At 40.5% G+C, this 24443-nt stretch carries 21 protein-coding genes and 1 tRNA gene; 15 read left to right on the top strand and 7 right to left on the bottom strand.

The features are described from left to right. Positions 1-100: 100 nt before the first annotated feature. From IAE20_RS14840 to IAE20_RS14795, 10 genes are all read left to right on the top strand, one after another. A tRNA-Trp gene (locus tag IAE20_RS14840) sits at positions 101-176 on the top strand. A 69-nt stretch (positions 177-245) separates the two neighbouring features. Beyond that, a complete protein-coding gene (gene secE / locus IAE20_RS14835; RefSeq protein ID WP_200461552.1) occupies positions 246-686 on the top strand; it encodes a preprotein translocase subunit SecE in 441 nt (146 codons plus the stop codon). A 7-nt stretch (positions 687-693) separates the two neighbouring features. Further along, a complete protein-coding gene (gene nusG, locus IAE20_RS14830; RefSeq protein ID WP_200461551.1) occupies positions 694-1227 on the top strand; it encodes a transcription termination/antitermination protein NusG in 534 nt (177 codons plus the stop codon). 115 nt (positions 1228-1342) lie between these two features. Next, positions 1343-1771, top strand: coding sequence for a 50S ribosomal protein L11 (gene rplK, locus IAE20_RS14825; RefSeq protein ID WP_004637639.1), 429 nt, complete (start codon positions 1343-1345; stop codon positions 1769-1771). A gap of 3 nt (positions 1772-1774) precedes the next feature. Continuing rightward, positions 1775-2470 (top strand): 50S ribosomal protein L1, encoded by a 696-nt coding sequence (gene rplA, locus IAE20_RS14820; RefSeq protein ID WP_200461550.1) that lies wholly within the window; start codon positions 1775-1777, stop codon positions 2468-2470. A gap of 276 nt (positions 2471-2746) precedes the next feature. Then, complete coding sequence (gene rplJ / locus IAE20_RS14815; RefSeq protein ID WP_200461549.1) at positions 2747-3253, top strand: 50S ribosomal protein L10; 507 nt, start codon at positions 2747-2749, stop codon at positions 3251-3253. A gap of 42 nt (positions 3254-3295) precedes the next feature. Continuing rightward, positions 3296-3667, top strand: coding sequence for a 50S ribosomal protein L7/L12 (gene rplL / locus IAE20_RS14810; protein ID WP_174728237.1), 372 nt, complete (start codon positions 3296-3298; stop codon positions 3665-3667). 308 nt (positions 3668-3975) lie between these two features. Next, a complete protein-coding gene (gene rpoB, locus IAE20_RS14805) occupies positions 3976-8064 on the top strand; it encodes a DNA-directed RNA polymerase subunit beta (RefSeq protein WP_200461548.1) in 4089 nt (1362 codons plus the stop codon). 169 nt (positions 8065-8233) lie between these two features. After that, positions 8234-12427: a DNA-directed RNA polymerase subunit beta' gene (gene rpoC, locus IAE20_RS14800; RefSeq protein WP_200461547.1), complete on the top strand. Its 4194-nt coding sequence runs from the start codon at positions 8234-8236 to the stop codon at positions 12425-12427. 179 nt (positions 12428-12606) lie between these two features. After that, positions 12607-12963, top strand: a complete 357-nt coding sequence (locus tag IAE20_RS14795; protein WP_200461546.1) for a DNA transfer protein p32 — start codon at positions 12607-12609, stop codon at positions 12961-12963. A 125-nt stretch (positions 12964-13088) separates the two neighbouring features. Here the strand turns inward: IAE20_RS14795 and IAE20_RS14790 are convergent, their stop codons facing one another. Further along, entirely contained in the window at positions 13089-13574 is a 486-nt protein-coding gene (locus tag IAE20_RS14790; RefSeq protein ID WP_200482661.1) for a DUF4442 domain-containing protein, read from the bottom strand. Between the two features lie 120 nt (positions 13575-13694). Here IAE20_RS14790 and IAE20_RS14785 point away from each other — a divergent pair, with 120 nt between their 5' ends. Continuing rightward, entirely contained in the window at positions 13695-14573 is an 879-nt protein-coding gene (locus IAE20_RS14785) for an alpha/beta fold hydrolase (RefSeq protein ID WP_200482660.1), read from the top strand. A 74-nt stretch (positions 14574-14647) separates the two neighbouring features. Here IAE20_RS14785 and IAE20_RS14780 read toward each other — a convergent pair whose 3' ends face one another. Then, complete coding sequence (locus IAE20_RS14780) at positions 14648-16009, bottom strand: amino acid permease (RefSeq protein WP_200482659.1); 1362 nt, start codon at positions 16007-16009, stop codon at positions 14648-14650. A gap of 445 nt (positions 16010-16454) precedes the next feature. Here IAE20_RS14780 and IAE20_RS14775 point away from each other — a divergent pair, with 445 nt between their 5' ends. From IAE20_RS14775 to htpG, 3 genes are all read left to right on the top strand, one after another. Further along, the gene (locus IAE20_RS14775; RefSeq protein WP_200461542.1) at positions 16455-17039 is read left to right on the top strand and encodes an OmpW/AlkL family protein; all 585 of its coding nucleotides are present in this window, start codon (positions 16455-16457) and stop codon (positions 17037-17039) included. Between the two features lie 251 nt (positions 17040-17290). Beyond that, on the top strand, positions 17291-17644 hold the full coding sequence (locus tag IAE20_RS14770; protein WP_200482658.1) for a lysozyme inhibitor LprI family protein: 354 nt from the start codon (positions 17291-17293) through the stop codon (positions 17642-17644). Positions 17645-17749: 105 nt separating this feature from the next. Continuing rightward, the gene (htpG, locus tag IAE20_RS14765) at positions 17750-19675 is read left to right on the top strand and encodes a molecular chaperone HtpG (RefSeq protein WP_200482657.1); all 1926 of its coding nucleotides are present in this window, start codon (positions 17750-17752) and stop codon (positions 19673-19675) included. A 110-nt stretch (positions 19676-19785) separates the two neighbouring features. On the opposite strand, the gene IAE20_RS14760 is transcribed toward htpG, so the two are convergent. From IAE20_RS14760 to IAE20_RS14745, 4 genes are all read right to left on the bottom strand, one after another. Then, positions 19786-20685, bottom strand: a complete 900-nt coding sequence (locus tag IAE20_RS14760) for a selenocysteine synthase (protein WP_200482656.1) — start codon at positions 20683-20685, stop codon at positions 19786-19788. Positions 20686-20820: 135 nt separating this feature from the next. Next, positions 20821-21846 carry a hypothetical protein gene (locus IAE20_RS14755; protein ID WP_413784504.1) on the bottom strand — a complete coding sequence of 342 codons (1026 nt, stop codon included), beginning with the start codon at positions 21844-21846 and terminating at the stop codon, positions 20821-20823. A 322-nt stretch (positions 21847-22168) separates the two neighbouring features. Continuing rightward, the gene (locus IAE20_RS14750; protein ID WP_200482655.1) at positions 22169-22501 is read right to left on the bottom strand and encodes a DMT family transporter; all 333 of its coding nucleotides are present in this window, start codon (positions 22499-22501) and stop codon (positions 22169-22171) included. A gap of 162 nt (positions 22502-22663) precedes the next feature. Then, the gene (locus IAE20_RS14745; protein ID WP_200461536.1) at positions 22664-22894 is read right to left on the bottom strand and encodes a glycine zipper domain-containing protein; all 231 of its coding nucleotides are present in this window, start codon (positions 22892-22894) and stop codon (positions 22664-22666) included. Between the two features lie 263 nt (positions 22895-23157). Here IAE20_RS14745 and IAE20_RS14740 point away from each other — a divergent pair, with 263 nt between their 5' ends. Continuing rightward, complete coding sequence (locus tag IAE20_RS14740) at positions 23158-23514, top strand: ASCH domain-containing protein (RefSeq protein WP_200482654.1); 357 nt, start codon at positions 23158-23160, stop codon at positions 23512-23514. Between the two features lie 185 nt (positions 23515-23699). On the opposite strand, the gene IAE20_RS14735 is transcribed toward IAE20_RS14740, so the two are convergent. After that, the gene (locus tag IAE20_RS14735) at positions 23700-24398 is read right to left on the bottom strand and encodes a DsbA family oxidoreductase (protein ID WP_200461534.1); all 699 of its coding nucleotides are present in this window, start codon (positions 24396-24398) and stop codon (positions 23700-23702) included. Positions 24399-24443: the final 45 nt, after the last annotated feature.

Here is a 24443-nt window from a genome sequence, read left to right as displayed (position 1 = left end):
TCGTACTGTAGGTGCTGGTGTTGTTGCGAAAGTAACTGCATAATCACTTTACAGTTGCAATTTTCGAGCCGAGAGTCTAGACTCTCGGCTTGTGTGTCCTAGGTCAGTAGTTCAATTGGTAGAGCGTCGGTCTCCAAAACCGAATGTTGGGGGTTCGAGTCCCTCCTGGCCTGCCACGTTATGACAAGCTTGATGCTGACTTAAGTGTCATATAATAAGTCGCGAGTTCAACGACGAGTAAAAAAATGTCGAATGATAAATCGCGTGACGCATTAAGCGACGCGCCAATCCCTCAAAGAAATAATTCTGCCGAAGTAGTCACTTCTGGTTCTCCGCTGGATATTGTCCTGTGGATTATTGCACTGGCACTTTTGGTGGGTGCAGCCATGGTGAATCAATATCTACCCGCTTATTGGCCACCTGCAAATAATATTTGGGTGCGCGTTGGTGTAATTATTGCTTGTGTCGTTGTTGCTTTAGGTTTATTATACGCAACCCATCAAGGTAAAGGCTTTGTTCGTTTACTTAAGGATGCGCGTATTGAGCTGCGTCGAGTAACTTGGCCAACAAAACAAGAAACCGTGACCACATCTTGGCAGGTTTTGTTAGTGGTTGTGATTACTGCAATTGTATTGTGGTGTTTCGACTATGGACTGGGTTGGTTAATTAAGTTAATTATCGGATAAGAGAGCTATGAAACGTTGGTACATTATTCATGCCTATTCTGGTTATGAAAAACAGGTGATGCGTTCACTTAAAGAGCGAATCCAGCGTAGCGCTGTTGCCGATAGCTTTGGTGAAGTCCTTGTTCCTACCGAAGAAGTGGTGGAAATGAAGGATGGTAAGAAACGTAAATCAGAACGTAAATTCTTTCCGGGCTATGTGTTGGTCGAAATGGAAATGAATGATGAAACTTGGCACATTGTTAAAGAGTGTCCAAAAGTTCTGGGCTTTATTGGTGGGACAGCAGAAAAACCTGCTCCAATTTCCCAAAAAGAAGCTGACGCTATTCTTGCACGTGTACGTAATACAGGTGAAGCACCTCGTCCTAAGACGATGTTTGAGCCGGGTGAAGAATTATTGGTAACTGATGGTCCGTTCACAGACTTTAAAGGAGTCGTGGAGGAAGTTCAGTACGAGAAGTCACGTTTAACGTTGACAATTAACGTATTTAACCGTCCAACTCAGGTTGAACTCGAGTTTCGCCAAGTCGAAAAAACGATTTAAACTGAATTGGTTGGAAAGCGCCCGATTTGATCGGGCATTGTTATTACAGCATATTACATGTTGTGAAATAAATGTTGGGGAGCCTAGCGGCGTTTGTACCCAGAGGTAATCTATAATGGCTAAGAAGATTGACGGCTATATCAAGCTGCAAGTTCCAGCTGGTAAAGCAAATCCATCTCCACCGATTGGTCCTGCATTAGGTCAACGTGGTGTAAACATCATGGCATTCTGTAAAGAATTCAATGCTGCTACACAAAAACTTGAAGTAGGTTTGCCTATTCCTGTCGTGATCACTGTGTACAACGATAAGTCGTTCACATTTATCATGAAAACTCCACCTGCATCTATTCTTCTTAAGAAAGCTGCTGGTATTCAAAAGGGGTCTTCTGTACCAAACAAAACTAAAGTTGGTAAGTTGACTCGTGCTCAGCTAGAAGAAATTGCGACTACTAAAGAACCAGATTTAACTGGTGCTGATTTAGACGCACGTGTTCGTACCATTGCTGGTTCTGCACGTTCTATGGGCTTGGAAGTGGAGCTATAAGACATGGCAAAGTTAACTAAACGTCAAAAAGCCATTGCTGCTGCTGTTGATACCAACAAAGTTTATACTTTGGAAGAAGCTGTACAAGTCCTTAACGACCTTCCTGCTGCTAAATTCAAAGAGTCTTTGGATGTTGCAGTAAACCTTGGTGTAGATCCACGTAAATCTGATCAGGTTGTTCGTGGCGCGACTACACTTCCAGCGGGTACTGGTAAAACTGTACGTGTTGCAGTATTTGCACAAGGTGCTGCTGCTGAAGCTGCTAAGGCTGAAGGTGCTGACATCGTTGGTTTTGATGATCTTGCTGAAAGCATTCAACAAGGGAATCTTAACTTTGATGTTGTGATTGCTGCTCCAGATGCAATGCGTGTTGTAGGTAAGTTGGGTACGATTCTTGGTCCACGTGGTTTAATGCCAAACCCGAAAGTGGGTACGGTTACTCCAGATGTTGCTGGTGCAGTTAAAAATGCTAAAGCAGGTCAAGCGCGTTACCGTGTAGACAAAGCAGGTATTATCCATGCTGCGATTGGTCAAGTTGGTTTTACCGCTGAAGCAATCCGTCAAAACGTTGAAACTTTAGTTGCTGACTTGAAAAAGTTAAAACCAGCGACTTCTAAAGGTGTTTATATCAAAAAGATTACTTTGAGCTCAACAATGGGCCCTGGTTTGACTGTTGATGTAAGTAACGTTTCTAACTAATTTTAGTTAAAAAGATTTTTAAAGGTCTTGGTGAATAAAAAGTATTTGAAGAATCTATGAGAATTCAAATATTTCACCAAGCGGACTTTGAATTGGTAAATATTAATTTGCCAGCGTCAAAGACCTCAGGTGATCGAAGTTTCGGCTTTGATCTTAATCAATTGCCTGAGTAGACGCGGTGGTGTGATTTGTTCCTCCTCCGCGTGTAAATCGAAAGGTTTACGAATTGGGAGTGCATCTGGTTTAGATGCATAAATCACCTTAGGAGGTTTTACAATGGCTCTTCTTATTGAAGACAAAAAACAGATCGTAGCAGAAGTCAACGAAGTTGCTTCTAAAGCGTTCTCTGCTGTTGTTGCTGACTATCAAGGTTTAACTGTCGAAAAACTTACTCAACTTCGTGTTGAAGCGCGTAAGTTAGGTGTTACTACACGTATCGTGCGTAATACTTTGGCTAAACGTTCATTCGAAGGTACTCAATTTGATATCTTGAATGACAACCTTGTAGGCCCAACAATTCTTGGTTTTTCAACTTCTGAAGACGACATGGGTGCTGCTGCACGCTTGTTCGAAGAATTTGCGAAAACGAACAAAGCATTTGAATTAAAAGCTGCCGCATTTGATGGCAAAGTTTATGAAGGTGCTGAAGTTAGCGTTATTGCGAACCTTCCGAACCAAGAGAAAGCGCTTACTATGCTTGCCTCTGTTCTTCAAGCTCCTGTTTCAAAATTGGGTCGCTTACTTACAGCGCTCAAAGAGAAAAACGAGTCAGAAGCAGCTTAATCACATTTTTACCTTATTCAATATCCATTTGGAGTTATTCTCATGGCTTTAACTAACGAAGAAATCCTAAACGCAGTTGCTGAAAAAACTGTTCTTGAGCTTGTTGAACTTATCTCTGCTTTTGAAGAGAAATTCAATGTATCAGCTGCTGCTGTAGCTGTAGCTGCTCCTGCTGGTGGCGCTGCTGCTGCTGCTGAAGAGCAAACTGAATTCAATGTAGAGTTGACTTCTTTCGGTGCTAACAAAGTAGCTGTAATTAAAGCAGTTCGTGAAGCAACTGGCCTTGGTCTTAAAGAAGCAAAAGATCTTGTTGAAGGTGCTCCACAAGTTCTTAAAGAAGGCGTTTCTAAAGAAGAAGGCGAAGAACTTAAGAAGAAACTTGAAGAAGCTGGTGCTACAGTTACACTTAAGTAATCTGTTAGGGGGACGATTTTTTGATAATCGGCCCCACAAAATGGCTGATGGCTCTTGGGTCATCAGCCTTTTTGCGTTACAATAATCGGCTCGATTTTTGTTTGTTTGATATAAAAATGGTCGATTTAAAGAACAAATGAAATAAATTCAAACGCTTACCAATATTTTTCTGGTTTAAAAATATTGTTAAGCGTTTTAAGACCACTTAAAAATTGCAGCATTTGTAAAAGTGGTGGCCATATCGGCCTGCGTAATTCCATCCAAGCTCGTTCTGCAGGCGGGCCTGGTTTACTTTCCGAGGACTCCAGATGGCATACTCATATACCGAAAAGAAACGGATCCGTAAGAATTTTGGTAAATTGCCTAGCGTCATGGACGCTCCGTACTTGCTTTCGATTCAAGTCGACTCGTACAGAACGTTTTTACAAGATGGCAAATCACCGAAAAACCGCGAAGATATCGGTCTCCAAGCCGCATTTCGTTCAGTTTTTCCTATAGAAAGTTATTCTGGCAATGCTGCTTTAGAATTTGTTGAGTATAGTCTTGGTAAACCAGAGTTTGATGTACGTGAATGTATTCTTCGCGGCTCAACTTATGCGGCACCAATGCGCGTAAAAATTCGTTTGATCATTAAAGATCGCGAAACGAAATCGATTAAAGACGTTCGTGAACAAGAAGTCTATATGGGTGAAATGCCACTCATGACTGAGAACGGTACATTTGTGATCAATGGTACTGAGCGTGTCATCGTATCGCAGTTACATCGTTCTCCAGGCGTATTCTTTGATCATGATAAGGGTAAAACTCATTCAAGTGGTAAAGTGCTTTATTCAGCACGTATCATTCCTTACCGTGGTTCATGGTTAGACTTTGAATTTGATGCTAAAGATCTAGTTTATGTTCGTATTGACCGTCGTCGTAAATTATTGGCGAGCGTGATCCTGCGTGCACTTGGTTATAACAATGAACAAATTCTTAATTTGTTCTACGAAAAAGTACCTGTGTACCTCGATATGGGTAGCTATCAGATTGATCTTGTGCCTGAACGCCTGCGTGGTGAAATGGCGCAGTTCGATATCGCCGATAACGATGGTAAAGTGATTGTTGAGCAGGGTAAACGTATTAATGCGCGTCATGTTCGTCAAATGGAAGCTGCTGGTTTAACCAAACTGTCTGTTCCAGATGAATACTTGTATGAGCGTATCACCGCTGAAGACATTAGCTTGCGTGATGGCGATGTACTTCCAGCAAACACTTTGCTTAGCCATGAAGTGATGGTCAAGCTTGCTGAAGGTGGCGTGAAGCAATTCAATATCTTGTATACCAATGATATCGACCATGGTCCGTTCATTGCCGATACTTTACGTGCAGATACAACTTCAGGCCGTGAAGAAGCGCTGGTTGAAATTTATAAAGTAATGCGTCCAGGCGAACCGCCAACAAAAGAAGCTGCTGAGAATTTATTTAACAATTTATTCTTCTCTTCTGAGCGCTATGATTTATCGCCTGTTGGCCGTATGAAGTTCAACCGTCGTTTGGGTCGCCCTTACGAAGTGGGTACAGACCAGAAGTCACGTGAAGTTGAGGGTATTCTCTCGAATGAAGATATCACTGATGTATTGCGTACTTTAGTTGAAATTCGTAACGGTAAAGGTGAAGTCGACGATATCGATCACTTGGGTAACCGTCGTGTCCGTTCTGTTGGTGAAATGACTGAAAACCAATTCCGTGTTGGTTTGGTTCGTGTTGAACGTGCTGTAAAAGAGCGTTTAAGCCAAGCTGAAACAGATAACTTGTCTCCACAAGACCTGATCAATGCTAAACCAGTCGCTGCTGCAATCAAAGAATTCTTTGGTTCAAGCCAGTTGTCACAGTTTATGGACCAAAACAACCCATTGTCTGAGATTACGCACAAGCGTCGTGTCTCAGCACTTGGGCCTGGTGGTTTGACACGTGAACGTGCTGGCTTTGAAGTGCGTGACGTACATCAAACTCATTATGGTCGTGTATGCCCGATTGAGACGCCTGAAGGACCAAACATTGGTTTGATCAACTCGCTATCGGTTTATGCTAAAGCCAACGATTTTGGTTTCCTTGAAACTCCTTATCGTAAAGTAGTTGATGGTCGTGTTACTGATGATGTGGAATACCTTTCTGCAATTGAAGAAGTGGGAACTGTCATTGCACAGGCTGACTCAGGTGTCGATGCTGATGGTAATTTAATCGAAGAAATGGTTTCAGTTCGTCATCAAGGCGAATTCGTGCGTATGCCTCCTGAAAAAGTGACGCATATGGATGTTTCTGCTCAGCAGGTTGTTTCTGTTGCAGCATCATTGATTCCATTCCTTGAACACGATGACGCCAACCGTGCCTTGATGGGTTCAAACATGCAACGTCAAGCAGTGCCAACATTACTTGCGGATAAACCGCTTGTTGGTACTGGTATGGAAGCCAACGTAGCACGTGACTCTGGTGTATGCGTGATCGCGAAACGTGGCGGTATGATTGAATTTGTTGATGCATCACGTGTGGTGATCCGTGTTAACGAAGATGAAATGATCGCAGGTGAAGCAGGTGTAGATATCTACAACTTGATTAAATACACCCGTTCTAACCAAAATACGTGTATTAACCAAAAAGTTCTTGTGAATTTGGGTGATAAAGTCGGTCGTGGTGATGTCTTGGCAGATGGTCCTTCTACCGATGGTGGTGAGTTGGCCTTAGGTCAAAACATGCGCGTTGCTTTCATGACGTGGAATGGTTACAACTACGAAGACTCGATCTTGCTTTCTGAGCGTGTGCTTCAAGAAGACCGTTTAACTTCGATTCATATTCAAGAATTGTCATGTGTAGCCCGTGATACCAAGTTGGGTGCAGAAGAAATTACTGCGGATATTCCTAATGTGGGTGAAGCCGCACTGTCTAAACTTGATGAATCAGGGATTGTCTATATTGGTGCTGAAGTTACCGCTGGTGACATTCTGGTTGGTAAAGTAACGCCTAAAGGTGAAACGCAACTTACTCCTGAAGAGAAGCTACTTCGCGCGATCTTTGGTGAAAAAGCGGCAGACGTTAAAGATTCATCTTTACGTGTTCCTTCTGGTACTAAAGGTACAGTCATTGACGTACAAGTCTTTACGCGTGATGGTCTTGAAAAAGATGATCGTGCACTTGCAATTGAAAAAGCGCAACTGGATTCATATCGTAAAGATTTGAAAGAAGAATATAAGATCTTTGAAGAAGCAGCTCGTGAACGTATCGTACGCTTACTTAAAGGTCAAGATTCTAATGGCGGTGGTACAACCAAGCGCGGCGATAAACTTAGTGAAGATCTCCTCTCTGGTTTAGAGTTGGTTGATTTACTTGAAATTCAGCCAAGTGATGAAGGCATTGCTGAGCGTTTAAGTCAAATTCAGGTGTTCTTGAAAGAAAAGAGTGCTGAAATTGATGAAAAATTTGCTGAGAAAAAACGCAAATTATCAACAGGCGATGAATTAACCACTGGTGTCTTGAAAGTTGTTAAGGTTTACCTTGCAGTTAAACGTCGTATTCAGCCTGGTGATAAAATGGCGGGTCGTCACGGGAACAAAGGTGTTGTCTCAAACATCTTGCCTGTTGAAGATATGCCACATGATGCCAATGGTGTGCCTGTAGATGTGGTCCTTAACCCGCTAGGTGTACCGTCACGTATGAACGTGGGTCAGATTCTTGAAACACATTTAGGTTTGGCAGCAAAAGGTCTGGGTGAGCAAATCGACAAGATGTTGCAACAACAGCGTACCATTGCAGAACTTCGTATCTTCCTTGATAAAATTTATAACAAGGTGGGTGGTGAGCAAGAAGATCTAAATAGCTTGACTGATGATGAGATCTTGGTATTGGCAGGCAACTTGCGTAAAGGCGTACCTTTAGCGACTCCTGTATTTGATGGTGCTGAAGAAGGTCAAATCAAAGAGTTACTTGAGTTGGCTGAGTTACCACGTACTGGTCAACAGATTTTGTTTGATGGCCGTACAGGTGAACAGTTTGACCGTCCCGTAACAGTAGGTTACATGTACATGCTAAAACTCAACCACTTGGTGGATGACAAAATGCATGCACGTTCAACGGGTTCTTATTCGCTTGTAACGCAACAGCCGCTTGGTGGTAAAGCCCAATTCGGTGGTCAGCGTTTCGGTGAGATGGAAGTCTGGGCACTCGAAGCTTATGGTGCAGCGTACACACTTCAAGAAATGTTGACTGTGAAATCGGATGACGTTGAAGGTCGTACACGTATCTATAAGAACATCGTAGATGGTAACCATTACATGGATCCGGGTATGCCTGAATCGTTCAACGTATTGACCAAAGAGATCCGTTCTTTAGGTATCAACATTGAACTGAAAAATGGTGACTAAATTCCTTCTTGAGCTTTAACAGTTCCTCACCCCTTGTAAAAGGGGGAGGGAGCCTCCCTCGCTATTAAAGAGGGCTGTGGAATGCTTAAAGGATTACCAAATTCAGTTAAGAAACAATATTTGTGACCCAGTTGGATGAGCTTTGCTCTCTGACACACGGAGAAATAAATTGAAAGACTTGCTCGATATCATGCGTAAGAAAACGGATTCTGACGGTCATGCACCCGTTGAATTCGACCGTATCCGTATTGGTCTTGCGTCACCAGAAATGATTAAGTCGTGGTCTCATGGTGAGGTAAAAAAACCTGAGACAATTAACTATCGTACGTTTAAGCCAGAACGTGATGGTTTATTCTGTGCCAAAATCTTTGGACCAGTAAAAGATTACGAATGCTTGTGTGGTAAATACAAGCGTATGAAGTACAAAGGCGTCATTTGTGAAAAATGTGGCGTTGAAGTTACAACTGCAAAAGTTCGTCGTGAACGTATGGGACACATCGAACTTGCTTCGCCAGTTGCACATATCTGGTTCTTGAAATCATTACCAAGCCGTATTGGTTTATTGCTTGATATGACATTACGTGATATCGAACGTGTATTGTATTTCGAATCTTATGTTGTGACTGATCCTGGTATGACTCCATTCGAGAAATATCAGTTGCTTAGCGATGAAGAATATTATAATGCGCTTGAAGAGCATGGTGATGAATTCACAGCGAAAATGGGCGCAGAAGCAGTTCAGGACTTGTTGAAAGACATCGATCTTGAAGCTGAAATTGCTCGTCTTCGTGAAGAGATTCCACAGACAACGTCAGAGACGAAACTTAAAAAAGCGTCTAAACGTTTGAAACTGATGGAAGCGTTCAAAGAGTCAAATAACAAGCCAGAATGGATGGTGATGAATGTACTTCCTGTACTTCCACCAGACTTGCGTCCGCTTGTGCCACTTGAAGGTGGTCGTTTTGCGACCTCTGACCTGAACGATCTTTATCGTCGTGTGATTAACCGTAACAACCGTTTGAAGCGTCTTCTTGACCTTGCAGCACCCGACATTATCGTACGTAACGAAAAACGTATGTTACAAGAGTCTGTTGATGCATTGTTGGATAATGGTCGTCGTGGTCGTGCAATTACAGGTTCAAACAAACGCCCATTGAAATCTTTGGCAGATATGATCAAAGGTAAACAAGGTCGTTTCCGTCAGAACTTGTTGGGTAAACGTGTTGACTATTCTGGCCGTTCAGTAATTACAGTTGGTCCTACTTTACGTTTGCATCAATGTGGTCTTCCGAAGAAGATGGCACTTGAACTATTCAAGCCATTTATTTTCGCAAAATTACAGGCATCTGGTCAGGCAACAACCATTAAAGCTGCGAAGAAAATGGTTGAGCGTGAGACTCCAGAAGTGTGGGACGTTTTAGCGAATGTAATTCGTCAACATCCAGTCATGTTGAACCGTGCACCGACACTTCACCGTTTGGGTCTACAAGCTTTTGAACCGATTTTGATCGAAGGTAAAGCGATTCGTTTGCATCCGCTCGTATGTACAGCATTTAACGCCGACTTTGACGGTGACCAAATGGCTGTGCATGTACCATTGACATTAGAAGCACAGCTTGAAGCACGTGCGCTTATGATGTCGACGAACAATATCTTGTCACCAGCCAATGGTGAGCCGATTATTGTTCCTTCTCAGGACGTGGTCTTGGGTCTTTACTACATCACGCGTGATGCAGTGAATGCCAAAGGCGAAGGCATGACCTTTGCAGATACGCATGAAGTAAACCGTGCTTTGGCAACGGGTAAAGTTGCGATTCATGCACGTGTAAAAGTACGCGTACACCAAACTGTGATTGATGAAGATGGTCAACGCGAAAAGCAGACTATTATTGTTGATACCACACCAGGTCGTTGCTTGCTTTGGGAAATCGTACCTGAAGGTTTAAGCTTTGAAATGATCAACCTTGAGATGACCAAGAAAAATATCTCAAAACTGATCAACACTTGCTATCGTAAACTTGGCCTAAAAGATACTGTTATTTTTGCTGACCAATTGATGTATTTGGGTTTCCGTCAAGCAACTCGTTCTGGCGTATCTGTTGGTATGGAAGACATGGTCATTCCGCCACAGAAGCAAACTATTATTGATAAAGCAGAAACTGAAGTTCGTGAAATCGAACAACAGTTTGAACAAGGCTTTGTGACTGCGGGTGAACGTTATAACAAAGTGGTCGATATTTGGGCGCGTACCAACGACCAAGTTGCAAAAGCGATGATGGATAACTTGTCTTTCACCAATGTGAAAAACAAGCAGGGTGAAGACGAGAAGCAAAAATCGTTTAACAGCATCTATATGATGTCTGACTCTGGTGCGCGTGGTAGTGCTGCTCAGATCCGTCAGTTGGCGGGTATGCGTGGTTTGATGGCAAAACCAGATGGTTCGATCATTGAAACACCAATTAAAGCGAATTTCCGTGAAGGTTTGACGGTACTTCAGTACTTTATTTCGACGCACGGTGCACGTAAAGGTTTGGCCGATACCGCATTGAAAACAGCGAACTCCGGTTATTTGACTCGTCGTTTGGTTGACGTGGCACAAGACTTGGTGATTACTGAGCCAGATTGTGGTACTGCTGGTGGTTTAGTGATGACTCCATTCATTCAGGGTGGTGATGTCATTGAGCCATTACGTGATCGCGTATTGGGTCGTGTAACTGCTGAAGATGTGCGTCGTGCATCAGATAATGAAGTCGTATTGCCTCGCGGTACTTTGATTGACGAAAAAATTGCAGCCCAACTTGAAGAAGCGGGTGTCGATGAAGTTAAAGTACGCTCTGTGATTGCGTGTGAATCATCATTCGGTGTTTGTGCAAAATGTTATGGACGTGATTTGGCACGCGGTCATCAGGTAAATCCAGGTGAATCTGTGGGTGTTATGGCTGCTCAATCGATTGGTGAGCCAGGTACACAGTTAACCATGCGTACCTTCCACGTGGGTGGTGCTGCAAGCCGAACCTCTGCTGCTAATAGTGTGCAAGTACGTAATAAAGGTACAGTACGTTTCCATAATGTGAAAACAGTACAACATGCCAAAGGTCATTTGGTATCAGTATCCCGTTCAGGTGAAATTGGTATTGCTGATGAATTAGGCCGTGAGCGTGAGCGTTATAAACTGCCTTATGGTGCGAGCATCCTGTTGAAAGATGCAGAGTTGGTCGAGGCTGGTGGTATCGTTGCAACTTGGGATCCACACACACATCCACTTGTAACAGAAGTAGCGGGTAAAGCACGTTTCAGCCAAATTGCTGATGGTGTGACTGCAACATCGAAAACTGATGATGCGACGGGTATGACTACTGTTGAAATCTTGCCTGTAACGGCTCGTCCTGCTTCAGGTAAAGATTTACGTCCTGCGATTGTGTTGGATACAACAGATGGTGGTGAACAGTTCTACTTCTTGCCACAAAATACAATCGTGACTGTTCGTGATGGTGAAACCATTGGTGTGGGTGATGTTATTGGTCGTGTACCACAAGAAACTTCACGTACCCGTGATATTACCGGTGGTCTACCACGTGTTGCTGACTTGTTCGAAGCACGTAAACCGAAAGAGCATGCGATTTTGGCAGAAGTGTCTGGTATCGTAAGCTTTGGTAAAGAGACTAAAGGTAAAAACCGCTTAGTGATCACACCAGATGACGGCTCTGAAATCTACGAAGAATTGATTCCAAAATGGCGTCAAATCAACGTGTTTGAAGGCGAGCATGTGAACCGTGGTGAAACCATTTCTGATGGACCACAAAATCCACATGACATCTTGCGTTTGAAAGGTGAAGTTGCGTTGACTAACTACATCGTGAACGAAGTGCAGGACGTTTATCGTCTACAGGGCGTAAAAATCAACGATAAACATATTGAAGTCATCGTACGTCAAATGTTGCGTAAAGTTGATATCGTGGATGGTGGTGATACAAGCTTCATCAAAGGTGAACAAGTGGATTATATTCGCGTTGTTCAAGAGAACCAGGCTGTCTTGGCTCAGAACAAGTTCCCTGCGAAGTTTGAACGTCAATTGATGGGTATCACTAAAGCATCGCTTTCGACTGACTCGTTCATCTCTGCTGCATCGTTCCAGGAAACCACTCGTGTGTTAACTGAAGCGGCTGTAACAGGTAAAGAAGATGATCTACGTGGTTTGAAAGAAAACGTTGTTGTGGGTCGTTTGATTCCAGCCGGTACAGGTTTAGCGTATCACTTGGAACGTCGTCGTCAGGAAGCTGAAGCAGCTGAATTTGAACTTCACAATGACTTTAGTGAAGTAGATCAGGCCTTTAGTCAGGCATTAAATTCTGATCAGTTCTAAACGAATCATGAATCAAAAAGAGACATCTTCGGATGTCTTTTTTTATGAGTAAAATTTAATCTGGCTTTTGAAGAGTTGATTACAAAATCACTGCATGGAATCGTCCTTTTGTTACATGATCTTATAAAAAAATCCCCAAAAAATGCTTATTCTGATAAATATTAAACGAGGAGTTAACCATGAAAAAAACAATGAGTTTAATGGCGATTGCGGTGATGTCGACCGCGTTACTTGCTGGTTGTCAGGATATGAGTCCATCTAATCAACGAATTGGCGCAGCTGCTTTGGGCGGTGCAGTGGGTGGTGGTGTGGGTAACCATGTAGGTGGTGGCGTCGGAGCGGCAGCAGGCGGCGCATTAGGTGGTGGTGTGGGTGCCAATGCTAAAGGCGGTAATAGTAGTTCTACCACAAGTAGTGCAGTTGGAGCTGGTATTGGATCAGTCGTGGGTAAAGCCATATTTGGTGGCGATGGTGGTGCTGCCATTGGTGGTGCTATTGGTGGTGGTGCAGGTGCAGCCATTCAAGAGAAAAAATAAAAGCGTTTAAATCAGGTGATAAAAAAGACAGCCTCACGCTGTCTTTTCTATTTTGAGAAAAAATTTAAAGCAAAAATGATTATTTGCTTACCGTCATTTGAACGGATTAAACTGCATTCATCGTTTTATTTTTGAAAAGGTTTAGGTTTCTTGCGACGAATATAGAGCGTTTTATGAATCTCCGCAATTCTTACGCCAGACTCATCAAAAATATTTACCGTATAATTTCGATGCACAGGCGCATAATTTTCTGCAAGCTCTCGAATGTGTTCAACCTCCATGGCATCCAGACGAATGTCTGCGTAAACTGTACTGCGCCCTGGTGATAGAAAGTTAATATGGGCAGATTTATCCCAAACAATATATTTTGGGCCTAGATGATGCATAAGGATCAACATATAAAAAGGATCTACCATAGAATATAAACTACCGCCAAAATGGGTACCGACAATATTTTGATTCTTGCGGGTCAGTGGCATTTTGACTCGGATGTAATAGTTCTTGAGATCAATTTTATCGATACTAATCCCCGCACCGCGATAAGGCGAGTAGCGATTAATGATAAATTTTGATACAGCGGGTATGGTTTGAAGTTGCTTTAAAATATTCATAAGGGTCAATTGTTTTTCTATACGCTATCTTCATACTAAATAACTAACATCATTCTGGCATTGATGGCAATGCTTAATCTGACTAAAGAAATGGTCAATCAAAAACAAAAAGGAACGACAATGCGCCCTCAAATTCACACTGTCCAAACCTCAGATCAACAATCACTTTGTGTTAAAACATGGGGCAATGAAAATAATCCAGCCTTAGTTTTGGTTCATGGTTATCCAGACAATCAAGAAGTATGGGAACCGATGATTAGTGAATTGATCAATGATTTTTATATTGTCACTTACGATGTAAGAGGCGCAGGTCAGTCAAGCATTCCTCAACATATTCGGGACTATCGTCTTAAACAATTATCTTTGGATCTTGAAGTTGTTGTAAATCAAATACTGGGTGATCGTCCATTCCATCTGGCTGCTCATGATTGGGGTTCCATCCAGACATGGGAATCTGTAACTGAACCTAAGTTTAAAGACCGTATTTTGTCTTATACGACGATTTCAGGCCCTTGTCTAGATCATGCGGCTTGGTTATTGCGTGATGAAGTGAAAAATAATCCCGCTGACTTTCTGAAGAAATTATCAAAATCATGGTATATCGGTGCATTTCATTTACCGTTTATCGCGCCCACGGTCTGGCATTTTTTCACCCCTCAGAAATGGGGGAAAATATTGGATGGCCTAGAGAAAAAACAAAATTTACCACTTAATCCTCACATTTCAAGTGACGGTAGATATGGCATTAATTTATACCGAGCTAATTTTATATCAGCACTTACTAAACCGCGTCAGCGTTATGCGCAATGTCCAGTTCAGGCGGTTGTTTTAATGCGTGACGCATTTGTTAGCCCTGATTATATTTTAAAAGAAATGCCGAAATGGGTAGAACAGTTTGAATATGTAGAAGTTGATGCCAATCATTGGGCAATTTTGAGTGAACCGCAAAAAGTTGCGAATTATATTCGTCAGTTTGCCTTAAGTCGAAAGGCTGCTTAATCAATGCACAGATAAAAAAGACCACCTTTATACTTATATGAAAGGTGGTCTTTTTTTATAAAGAATAAAATAGATCAGATTTTAGGTTTGACCCAGCCTTTATAGGCAACAGTCAATAAAATTAACCAGAAGATGCCCACATATAGTGCAGGTCGAGTATCTGGAAAATAACCAATTACAGCGATTACGAAGATCATAAACGCAGTGGCAAGCGCAGGAGCAACAGGCCAACCAATCATCGGGAAATCAAGCTGTTTAATCTGTTGTGCAGACATTTTTTTACGCATACCAAAATGTGATAATAAAATCATCAGCCAAACATAAACTGTTGCGAAAGTCGCAATAGAAGCAATAATTTCAAATACATTTTCTGGAATTAGGTAATTTAAAACCACACCCACTAATAAGACACCCGCCATCACCACAACGGTCATCCACGGCACACCATATTTGGACGTTTTGCGGAAAACTTCAGGAGCTTGCCCTTTTAGTGCCATACCGTACATCATACGACCTGCACCAAATACATCACTATTGATGGCCGAAATTGCTGCGGTAATGACCACAATATTCAGCACAGCTGCTGCTGATTTGATGCCTAGACTTTCAAAAATCTGAACAAAAGGACTTCCTTGAGTACCAATTTGATTCCACGGGAAAATCGACATTAATACAAAAATAGTTAATACATAAAAAAGGATAATCCGAATCGGAACGGCATTAATGGCACGTGGAATGGCAGTTTTGGGGTTTTCTGTTTCACCTGCAGTAATGCCAATGATTTCAATTCCCCCAAATGCAAAGACCACGACCGAGAAACACGCAATTACGCCCATTATCCCATTGGGCATGAAACCGCCATGCTCCCATAAATTAGAAATACCTGGAGTAAAGGTTGTTTGAGGTACATGTAAACCGTAGAACATGATCCCAAAGCCACCGCAAATCATTGCAATGATCGCACTGACCTTAATAATCGATAACCAGAACTCAAGTTCACCATAAATTTTTACATGGATTAGGTTAATCCCGCCCAAAAAGAAGATTAGTGAGAGGATCCAAGTCCAGCGTGGAACATCAGGAAACCAGAACCCCATATAGATCCCGAAAGCGGTTACATCTGCAATGGCGACAATAACCATTTCAAAAACATAGGTCCAGCCTGTCGTGAAACCTGCTAATGGACTTACATAATCTGAAGCATAACGACTAAATGAATCTGAAACAGGATTGTGTACGGCCATTTCACCGAGCGCACGCATGACAATATAGATCGCAATACCTGCAATCACATAAGCCATCAGCACGGCTGGTCCTGCCAATTTGATGGCCGAGGCTGAACCATAAAATAGCCCTGTGCCAATTGCGGAGCCTAAAGCTAAAAAACGGATATGGCGTGTATTTAGTCCACGCTTTAAAGAAGAATTCTGTGACATCGATTACTCCAATTCTTGTGCGTATTGTATCGGAGCTACACTTAATCTTCACATTTTATTTATAAAAAAGCTGAAATGATGGGGCATTGCAGCTAAGTCCAGCATGGGACAGGCATACTTTAAAACGTATTTAAATAAATTAAATAATATAAAAATTGATAAATAAACAATTATAAAAATAGGTTATTTTTATAGTAATAATTATATATGAGGTTTTATGATGTTAAGTATACTATTTTAGTTGGTATTAAATCATATTAATTTAATCGGATTTATTTTTATTTAATTGATTATTTAAAAAACATACTAAAATACTTTGTTTTAAAATAAATAAACCTATATATCATGACCTTATAAATAATATGAAGATTGTGTTTATAATCTGTGTTGCATTTAATATATATATAATATTATGATGATTATAAGATATTAAGAGGTAATAAAAATGTTGAAACAAACTGTTGTTATTGCATTATTGGGGTTGTCTTCTTCTGTTTTTGCGGGTGATTGGCAGGTTAAGGTTGGTGCAAGTTATATTGCCCCATCAAGTGATACTCTAACTGCATTAGGCACAGTCAAAGCAGATGATGAATTCGCTTTTACACCGTCTGTTGAATATTTTTTTGGTGATTCCCCATTCTCAGCTGAGTTACTTCTTGCTACTCCCATCAATCATGACGTTTTATTAGATGGTAATAAGGTCGCCAAAGTAAAACATTTACCACCAACGATTACTGCGAAATATAACTTTAAAAATGCAACTCGTTTTACTCCTTATATTGGTATTGGCGCAACGGCATTTATTCCTTGGGATGAATCTGGTGTAGCTGATAAAGTCAAGAATGATTATGGCGTTGCAGGACAAATAGGTTTTACCTTTCAACCTGCTGATGCAAAAAATTGGGGTGTTTACTTTGATGTTCGATACGCTGAGTTAAGTCCAGAAGTTCGATTAGTCAATAACTTGGGTACATTTGATCTAGACATTGATCCTGTTATCTATACGCTTGGTTATAGTTATAAATTCTAAGGTATGAGTAATGAAGAAAATTTCTTCATAGATTCGTGCTTTTAAATGTATATACACTTGATAATAATCATAGAGATAAAAATAAAAATGACAGAAATAATAATAATGTGATCATCGGCATGATAAGCCTGACAGGAAACTGTGAGGCTTTTTTTTATTGTGACCCATGATGTACATAAAATGGCAAAAATTTACGTTGTGGAGCAATAAAATCTTTAAAGTTTAATGAGTAATCTAAAAAGAGAATTTCCATGAAAGATTTAAAAATCGTGCTATTAGGAAGTGTATTGCTGATTGGTGGTTTCAATTTAACGCATGCTGCAAGCTTTTCTTGTGATAAGGCAAAGACAGTAACTGAAAAAGCAGTTTGTCAGAACAGAAATTTAAATGATGCAGATGTTAGGATGGTCACAACATATAATATAGTGATTCATGCTCTACCCATGGGAGGACGCGATGCTGAAAAAGGTGCACAATACCAATGGTTAAAACAACGGGATAGTTGTCGTGCCAATGTGAGTTGTATTGCCCAGCGTTATAGTGAGCGCCAAAAGCATCTGGATGATATTGTCCAAAATCGAATTTTAACACAAGGTCCTTTTTAATCGAGATAAAAATCTTAGGTTTTGCTATTGAAAAATGTATCACTCACTCCAATACATAGAGCATCAAAGAATACGTTACGATAAATTGTATTTTAGGAGTGAGTGATGAGCGAACAAAAAATTTCACAGAACTATAGTTTTCAGGCAGAAGTTGCCCAACTTTTACATTTAGTGACCCATTCACTGTATTCAAATCCAGAAATTTTTCTACGTGAATTGATTTCAAATGCTTCAGACGCGTGTGATAAATTACGCTTTGAAGGTATTAATCATCCAGAATTTTATGAAAATGATCCAGATTTACATGTGCGTGTCCGTCTGGATAAAGAAAATAAAACCATTACGATTTCTGATAATGGTATTGGTTTAGATCAGCAAGAAGCTATCGATAATCTGGGTACCATTGCAAAATCAGGCACTAAAGATTTTATGTCCAAATTAACAGGTGATCAAAAGTCAGATGCTCAATTGATCGGTCAGTTTGGTGTTGGTTTTTACTCTGGATTTATTGTTGCAGATAAAATTACGGTTGAATCACGCCGTGCTGGACTTCCAGCAGAGGAAGGTGTTCGCTGGATAAGTGGCGGTACGGGCGAATTTGAAGTTGAACAAATTAGCAAGGCTTCACGTGGTACAGATATTATTTTGCATTTACGTGAGGATGCATTGGAATATTTGGAAAGCTATAAAGTTAAACAAATTATTAATAAATATTCAGATCACATTAGTTTGCCTATTCAAATGCAAAAAGAAGTGTGGCAAGAAGATGAAGCTTTAGAGGATGAAGAGAAAGCAGCAAGTGGCAAGATGGTGAAAACCGAAGAATGGGAAACGATTAATTCTGCCAGCGCGCTTTGGACTCGCAACAAAAATGAGATTTCAGAAGAACAGTACATCGAATTTTATAAGAATCTGACTCATGATTTTGATGCACCTTTGGCTTGGGCACATAATCGCGTTGAAGGCAGTACTGAATACACTCAACTTTTATATATTCCAGCCAAAGCACCCCATGACATTTTTACTCGCGAGGCAAAAGCAGGGATCAAATTATATGTGAAGCGTATTTTTATCATGGATGATGCGGATAACCTGATTCCAAATTATTTACGTTTTGTGCAGGGTGTGGTGGACAGTGCAGATTTACCGTTAAATGTTAGTCGTGAGCTGTTGCAGGAAAGTCGTGATGTTAAAACCATTCGTGAGGGCAATGCACGTCGTGTATTAACGCTTCTTGATGGTTTAGCAAAATCGGAAGATGAAAAAGATCAGCAAAAATTTAAAACTTTCTATAGCGAATTTGGAGCAGTGCTTAAAGAAGGGCTAGGCGAGGATGTGGGTAACCGTGAGCGTATTTTGAAGCTTTTACGCTATGCGACTTCAAATCATGATGAAATTAGCACCTCACTGGCAGATTACAAAGCTCGCATGAAAGAAGGGCAAAAGGCCATTTATTATGTGACTGCTGATAGTCTGAATGCTGCTAAAAATTCACCACAACTTGAGTTGTTCAAGAAAAAGGGAATTGAGGTTCTGCTCATGGCAGAACGTGTCGATGAATGGGCGATGAATTTTGTCCATGAATTTGATGGAACACCACTACAGAATGTCTCGAAAGGGGCAGTGGATCTAGGTGACCTGCAAGATTCTGAAGAAAAAAAAGCGCTAGAACAAGCAGCTGAGCAATTCAAACCAGTGGTTGAAAAACTAGGTGAATCACTGAAAGAGAAAACTAAAGAAGTTCGTGTGACTACACGTTTGGTTGACTCTCCTGCGTGTTTAGTGACGTCAGAAGGTGAGTTATCTCCTCAATTAATTCGTATGTTAAAGCAAGCAGGGCAGGAAGTACCTGAAATAAAACCGATTCTTGAGATTAACCCAGAGCATCCTTTGGTAAAAAAATTGGAAGATTCAGCACAATTTGATGATCTAGCCAACGTGATTTTTGATCAGGCAGTTATCGCTGAAGGTGGTTTACCAGAAGATCCGGCGGCTTATGTCAAACGAATTAATAATTTATTGTTGAAGTAAATTCATTTGTATAACCCTGACTACGGTCGGGGTTTTTTATAGTTTTTAATTATTGTGGGTAAAGTCAAACTTATCCACAAGTTTACGTGTCTTACGACGTTGTTCCCGTATTAAAAATTTGCTTCAAGTTGTAGCGTAGTACTAAACACATGCTGAAGTTCCTTATCAGTTGTAGTGAGATCATGATAATAGGAAATCTGATTATCTATAAAAATCCAGTCACGCCATAAGGGTCGACGCCATGAAAGATAAGGGCCCCAAAGCTGCAATTCCCAATCCTTTTTCTCTTGATCATAAACGCCGCTGCTGTAAATCCCATAAATTAGGCGATGATTTTTTAAAAATTGATATTGTTGGAAGGTTCGATTGGCCCAATAGTATTCTTCATCTTGGCTTTTGTTTAGACTGAATTGATTGGAAAATAGAGTATTGTCTTGTAATTTTTGATTCAGATTGAGCGTTGTTTCAGAATAATTTTTACTCGTTGAGCCGTAGCGAAACAACTGTTGAGTGTCGATACTGATATCATGTCGGAGCACCCAATTTTTTTTTGCTAAAAACTGAACATATACATCACTATTTGAATTTGAACCTAAATTTACGTCATTAGAAAATGGCAACAAACTGGTAATGGTACTAATGCTAGCGCTAATTGGATCAGGATTACTCACTTTATTTTTTTTACTTTTACCCTTATGGCTTTGTCCAAATTTTTTTACGGCTTGAGGTTGTTGCTGTAAAGTCCTTGCCCATAAAGAATCATTGCCAAAAACACTTAATAATTCTTGGCTGAGTTGTTCATTAGAAAAAATTGATTCTTCATCTGAACTCGACGATTGCTCTGATTCCGTACATGTCGATTCCGATAACTTATTTTGACCCGAATAAACGGGGTGAAGCTGAGAGGAGTAGGGCTTTGACAACGAATGGATCACTGTCCATACAGCATAAACACTGCATACACTTAAGATGATTGCGAGCTGGAAATGAACGATAGGACATCGCTTCATAGGAGAATATGCAATAAAAATAATGAATCTGGGCAGAGTATAAAATCAATCTTAATTTTTTATTTAAGTTTTGATTTGGCTAGGTACAGCGCCTATCATTATAAAACATGACACGCGCTGAATGCATCTTATGATCTAGAACAATGCTTCTAAACGTACAAAAGTACTCACATAATGGCTACGATCTTCACGATGATCATTAAAATAATTTAGATCTCCCTGTACATAAAACCATTCACGCCAGAGTTGTTGACGCCACGACATAAAAGGCCCCCAGCTATTTAAACGTAAATCACTGTTATTATAATAACCACCAGTATACAAACCGTAGTTAAAACGGTTATTTGCAAAAAATTGATGTTGTCTAAATAAACGGTTTTCCCACCAAAGATCATCGTCTTGATCATCTGCATAAGTCAGACTAAATTGATTGGACAAAAAAGCCTCATTTGGACGTGCATGGGTGAGTTCCAAATTAGTTCTTAAGTAGTTTTTACTGTCGATGCCATAGCGATAAATTTGCTCAGCATAAAAAGAAAAATCGTTGCGTAGAGGCCAGACACGTTTGGCTTTTAAACGGACATAAATATCATCACCTGAACGAATCCCCAGATCGGCATCGGTTTCAAAGGGTAAACGTTTGGAAAAATCAGACCAACGCAATGCGAGTGAACCGTTATTATCACGCGTTTGGCGTGAATCAAGTCTTTTTTTATCGCCATTCGGATCGACATTGGTATTGGCGATATTATTATCGAACTCATCATCTAACGAGTCATCCCCAAAGACCACACTAAAACGTCTTTCGAGTGTTGGAAGTTTAATTTTTCCTCGAATACGTGGCTTAATCTCATAGCCATTATATTCATCCCAATAATTATCCAACATAACCCTTAAAGTAGCATCAGCTGGTTTTTTAGCATCCACATCTCCAAACCAATGATCAATTTTTCCCGAGGTGCGGTCTGCCCACTGACTAATTTGGCTTTGTTTACGATCGACCCAGGTTCTATTTTTAGTTTCTGCCGTAGGTGGCACAATTAAAGTATTTGATTCTGGCGGTAAAATTGTAGGCGTGGCATCAACCCATTCAGGAATGAGATCCAGCAAATTTTTATCATGCGGAGGATTTAGTTGATGTAATTTTACCGCATAGGCCACAGATGTCGGAGGAATATTGGGATCAGAAGGTAGAACTAAAGAAGGAGCTTGGCCAGAAGGTTGCTCTGCACTTGTGTCGACAGTTTCTGTATTGGCTGAAAGCGAACTTATTCCCCCCATACATAGCAAGAAATATACAACGCGAGAACCTAAATTAAAATGGTTTAATTTCATCATATTGGCTATACATTCATTATTATCTCATTTATGTGATCACTTTTGTTGATTTACGAAAGAAAATCAAGTCTTCGCAACAAAATTAAGTAATTTTAAGGATGTAGAGTATTATTTTGTATATGAAGACCCGATTTATGCAACTATCTTAATGACTGACCGATTTAGAAAATAAATTAATGATCATTACCCCAGCAATAATAAGAAAAATGCCCAATAACGCGGGCAAATCCAATTTTTGTTTGAGAACGACAAAGTTAATCGCTGCGACCAGCACAATACCTAAACCGGCCCAAATAGCATAAGCGATCCCTACGGGTAAGGTTTTGACAACAATACTCAATAGATAAAATGCACATACATAACAAATAGCCATGATTGTAGTATAAAGAGCGTGAGTGAAACCTTTGGTATGCGGCAGCAATGAAGTGGCAACCACTTCAAATATAATAGCCAGAGCCAATGCTAGATAAGCTTTCATTATTTGTTGGACATACTGAGACAGATGGAAAATAGTTGCAAAGAAGCAGTTTAATCTAAATTGAATGAATTAAACTAGACTCATATAAAAACTCCCCACAAGCGGAGAGTTTTTATGACATTAGAATAATTCAGTGATTAAAGTTATTCACATCAGTTTTGATTAGGCCGAAGCATGGGTTTGTTGACAGCGACGAGAGTAAAGTTTACCTGCAATACCGCCAATTAGCGCGCCACTAAATGTACCGAACACAGGCAAAATACTGCCTGCCACAGCACCAATAACAACACCTTTGACAGTCGGAGAAAAACGGGATTTCTTTGCGGATTCCTGCTCATTTACTGTTGAAGTGTTGGCAGTATCTAATATATTAGGATTTTGATCAGTTGCCATTTTCATTTCCTCTTATTTAGGTTGCAATATCCATGACCTGAATTGAGTCGAACGAGTCATTGAAATTATCTAAACATAGATTTGGCCTGCTTTTGTGGCAGAGCTGTTAATAAAAAACTGAGTTTAGTAACAACCTTGACATTTTGGTTGCAAGTTTAATGACTTCAGTGAAGAAGGATACCTATAAAATGAATTAAGCTATTTTATGGTTTGTCGAATGTTTAAAGTTTTATAAAATAGTAGACATTGGGAAGTTAGTACTTTTGAAGAAATTTAAAGCTTTGTCGATTGTTGCACCTGGTTGTGAACGGATCGTATCAGGACTCAAAAAACTGGAAATCCGTTCATGGCAGCCTGAACAATTGCCCTTACGAGATTTAGTGATCGTACAAAATACGCAGTTTCTTTATCAAAATGGTGATGAACAGGCCGGAGAAGCCATTGCCATGATTGATATTATTGCTGTGCACCCGTGGTCTGAAAACGAAGTTGAAGTTGCTTGTGCAAATCATTGGGAAGCAGGCTATTGGGCATGGGAAATTACCAATGTGCGTCCGATTGTGCCACGACTTAAAACCGTAGCAAAACGTAAAATTTATCAGATTGAATTAGAATTATAAAAAATCCCCCTTAAGCGGGGGGATAAACTGAATAATACTCATCAATAGTATTGGGCTGATGAGCATTAAAATAAGAAATTACAGCGCATTTTCTAGGCTGAATTTTATAATTTAATCATTTTGTAGCATAGTCTATTTTTGCAACGCAGCATTGCAAAATAACTCTAGACATAAAAAATCATATTTTACTTGGATGGGAATTCACAGCTATCATCATTACATAGTGCTGTAGAGGGTGAAATAGGCCCTTCCTGATTTTGCTCTTGTGCTTGTTGTAAAGCTTGTAAAAAGACTTCACGTGGCTGTGCACCCGATAAAGCCAGTTTTTGATCAAAAACAAAAAAAGGAACACCACTAATATTGAGCTGTTCATGTGCAATTTTTTCATCATGGCGTACAAAATCAGCTAATTCATCACTGTTAAGTACAAACTCAACTTCTGCATGGTCTAGTCCAATACGAGACGCAATTTCCTCGACCACCTCACGTTCGCCAATGGCAAGGCCTTCAGTCATATACGCATGAAAGAAGGCTTCTTCGGCTTGATCACCTAAGCCTTTACTTTGCGCCAGATGAATAATTCGGTGTGCGTTAAAACTATTACCAGATTTGGCTTGCTGCCATTGGAAGTCAATCCCCTCAGTGGCTGCCATCTCTGCAATATTACGTTCCATTTCTTGCATTTGCTCAAAAGTACGACCATATTTAATCGCCAGACGTTCAGTATTTGACATATCATGTTTTGCAGGCGAATGAGGATCAAGTTCGAAACTATGCCAATGTACCTCTAATTCGATACCTGCCTGCTCTGCTACGTGTTCTAGACGTTTTTTTCCAATATAACAAAATGGACAAACTACATCTGACCAGATATCTACACGCATGTTTTATACTCAAATATGGATAATAACTTTATAATAGGGGTGAGC

It is taken from the genome of Acinetobacter sp. S54, assembly GCF_016624945.1.
Lineage (GTDB): Bacteria > Pseudomonadota > Gammaproteobacteria > Pseudomonadales > Moraxellaceae > Acinetobacter.
Note: the sequence above shows the minus strand (reverse complement) of the source record. Positions and strands in the feature narration are given on the sequence as shown.